This is a genomic window from Streptomyces sp. NPDC058051, from assembly GCF_042885475.1.
In the GTDB taxonomy this organism is placed as follows: domain Bacteria; phylum Actinomycetota; class Actinomycetes; order Streptomycetales; family Streptomycetaceae; genus Streptomyces.
Window position 1 is genome coordinate 1 of the sequence record NZ_JBHVRW010000067.1, and the last position, 3065, is coordinate 3065.

A 3065-nucleotide genomic window follows, 5' to 3' on the forward strand; every position below is an offset into this window, starting at 1 on the left:
ACCAACGACGACGAACACGCCGTATCCACCGTCACCGCCGGGCCCTCGAAGCCGAAGGCGTACGACACCCGCCCCGACACGACACTGCTCAGCCCGCCGGTGTGCAGATAGCCCTCGACCTCGGGGGGCATGTACCCGCCCAGCCTGGTCAGGTAGTCCTGACCGGTCACCCCCACGAACACACCCGTGTCACTGCTCCGCAGGCTGGTCGGGTCGATACCGGCGTCCTCCAGCACCTCCCACGAGGTCTCCAGCAGCAACCGCTGCTGCGGATCCATCGCCAACGCCTCACGCGGAGAAATCCCGAAGAACGCCGCGTCGAAGCCGCCGACGTTCTGCAGGAAGCCGCCTTCGCGCACGTATGACTTGCCCGGCTGATCAGGATCGGAGTCGTATAAGCCTTCCACGTCCCAGCCACGGTCGGCAGGGAACTCCCCCACCGCGTCGGAACCGGACTCCACGAGCCGCCACAGATCCTCGGCCGACGCCACACCACCCGGATACCGGCACGCCATCCCCACGATCACGATCGGCTCTCCGGCCGCAGCGACGAGCCGGTCGTTCTCCAGGCGCAGGTTCTCGTTGTCGATGAGCGATGCCCGCAACGCCTCGACGAGCTTGCTGTCCGACGCAGTCATGCTAGTCCTCCGGTGTCTGGTCCGACCGCCCACGACCGGCTAACGCCCGCGCGATGAGCGCGTCGGTGTCCATCGCGGCGATCATCTCTGTCTCGTCCGCTCGTTCCTGCTGCCCGTGGTCGGCGGGTGGTGCCGCCGAGCTGAGGAGGGCGTCGAGCACTCCCAACTCGCGGAAGCGGCTCAACGGAACGGAGGCCAACGCGCGCCGGAGCTCCTCTTCTCCGGGTTCGTGACTCTCGGCACCGGACTCCGGCAACAGTTCGGTACGCAGTTGGTCGGCGAGCGTGCTCGGCGTGGGGTAGTCAAAGATCACGGTAGCGGGCAACGGCAGCCCCGTGGCCGCGCGCAGCCTGTTGCGAATCTCGATGGCGGTCAGTGAGTCGAGGCCCAGTTCCTTGAACGGGCGGTCCGCCTCGACCGCTTCGGGGCCCTGGTAGCCAAGTACGGTGGACACCTGGCCGCGTACGAGGTCCAGCATGAGCCGCCGCCGGCGATGCCCCTCCAGTCCGGAGAGCCGCTGGGTCAGCGCCGACCGCGCGTCGGCCGTCCCGGTCGCCGCGGCGCCGCGCCGGGTCGGCAGGCGCAGGATGCTTTCCAGGATGTCCGGCAGGAGCCCGGCGTTGTACTGCGACCTGAGTGCCGCGATGTCGACCGCCGCAAGCACAGGAACGGCACGTCCACCCGCGAGGGCCGCGTCGAACAGACCAAGCGCCGTACTCGCCGGCATGCGCTTGATCCCGCTGCGGTCCAGCCGGGCCTCGGCGGCCTGGCCGAGGTTCTGTTCCCAGTAGCCCCAGGCCAGGGAGGCCGAGGGCAGTCCCTCTGCTCGGCGGTGTTCGGTGAGGGCGTCAAGGAAAGCGTTCGCGGCGGCGTGGTTCGCCTGGCCCGCGCTGCCCAACGCACCCGCGACGGACGAGAACATGACGAACGCGTCCAGGCCCTTCGCCAGGGTGAGTTCGTGCAGGTTCCAGGCCGCGTCCGCCTTCGCCGCGAGCACCCGCTCGACCTGCTCGGGAGTCATCGCGGCCACTACGGCGTCATCGAGGACACCGGCGGCGTGCACGACCGCCGACAGGTCGTCCACGTTCGACAGCAGTGCGGCGAGCGCCTGCCGATCGGTCACGTCGCAGGAGGCCACCTCGGCCTCGGCGCCCTTCTGGGCCAGCCGGGCCACCAACTCAGCGGCGCCCTCGGCCTGGTCGCCACGGCGCGACACCAGCAGGAGACGCTGGGCGCCCGCCCCGGCCAGGTGCTCGGCAACGGCCGCGCCCGCCATGCCCGTACCGCCAGTGACCAGCACCGTGCCACGCCAGGCCGGTACTTCAGCGGCGGCTTCGCGCACGCTCCTACGCAGCCGCGGCACCCACAACTGTCCCGCCCGAACGGCCACCTGGGGATATTCAGCGGCAGCCAAGCCCGGTAGCAGTTCCAGCGATGCCGGGTCGTCGTCGACGTCCACCAGCACCACGCGGCCGGGGTGTTCGGCCTGCACGCTGCGGATCAGACCCCAGACCGCCGCCCCCGCCAGATCCCGAGGAGCCGGGTCGCTCTCCACCGCGACAGCACCGTGAGTCAGTACGACGAGTGTCTCGCCGGCGAGCGTTCCCGCCAGCCATCCCTGCACCGCGCCCAGCACATCGGTGACGAGACCATGCGCACCGGCCACCACATCGCCGTCGGACTCGGCGACCACGCACAGGGTTCCCACATCTCCCGGCGCTGCGCACGTCCGCTCCACCCGCCCTTCCAGATCAGCGCCATCGGCCAGACCGAGCACCGACCATCCGGCGGCCCGAGGCGCGTGACCGGTGGTGGGAGGAGCGGCGATCCAGTCGAGATGGAACAGTTCGTGGCCCGTGTCGTTCGCCTGCGGTGGCTCAACCGGCCGGGCGATGACACGCCTGACGGCGAAGACCTCAGCCCCGGCAGGGTCGACGCCGACGACCGACACCGAACCATCGTCGGCAGGATGGGCCCGCACCCGAATCGCGCGCGCGCCGAGCGCCGAAACCCGTACGCCGGCGAACTCCGCGGGAGCGACATCGTCGTCCGCCGCCAGCGCAGCGCGCAGCGCCGCGTCCATCAGACCCGGGTGGACGAGGAAACCGTCAACCGCCAGCTCGTCGGGGAGCGCCACCTCCATGTCGTCCGTATCGGAGTGTGCCGACAACTGCATACTCCCGGCCCGCTCAACACTCTCGGTCAGTTTCGTGGTGAGGCGGCCACGAGCGTGACACCGCCAGCCCGCATCCGCCTGCTGGCTTTGGGAGTGGACGCTCACTGTCCTGTGATCCGCCGATTCGGCGTCCTGGCCAGGCGGGCTCACCGCTATCTGGATTTGTACGGTGTCTTTGGTCGGGAGCCATAGTGGTATTTCGGTGGTCAGCCGGTCCAGGACCGCACACCCCACCTGATCCCCCGCATACA

2 protein-coding genes are annotated in these 3065 nt (G+C 69.8%); both read right to left on the reverse strand.

The window, feature by feature from the left end:
* The coding region (locus ACFVUT_RS37575) for a beta-ketoacyl synthase N-terminal-like domain-containing protein (RefSeq protein WP_389671166.1) at window positions 1–638 on the reverse strand (638 nt) is incomplete at its 3' end.
* A gap of 1 nt (window position 639) precedes the next feature.
* Entirely contained in the window at window positions 640–2808 is a 2169-nt protein-coding gene (locus ACFVUT_RS37580; RefSeq protein WP_389661256.1) for a beta-ketoacyl reductase, read from the reverse strand.
* Window positions 2809–3065 lie beyond the last annotated feature (257 nt).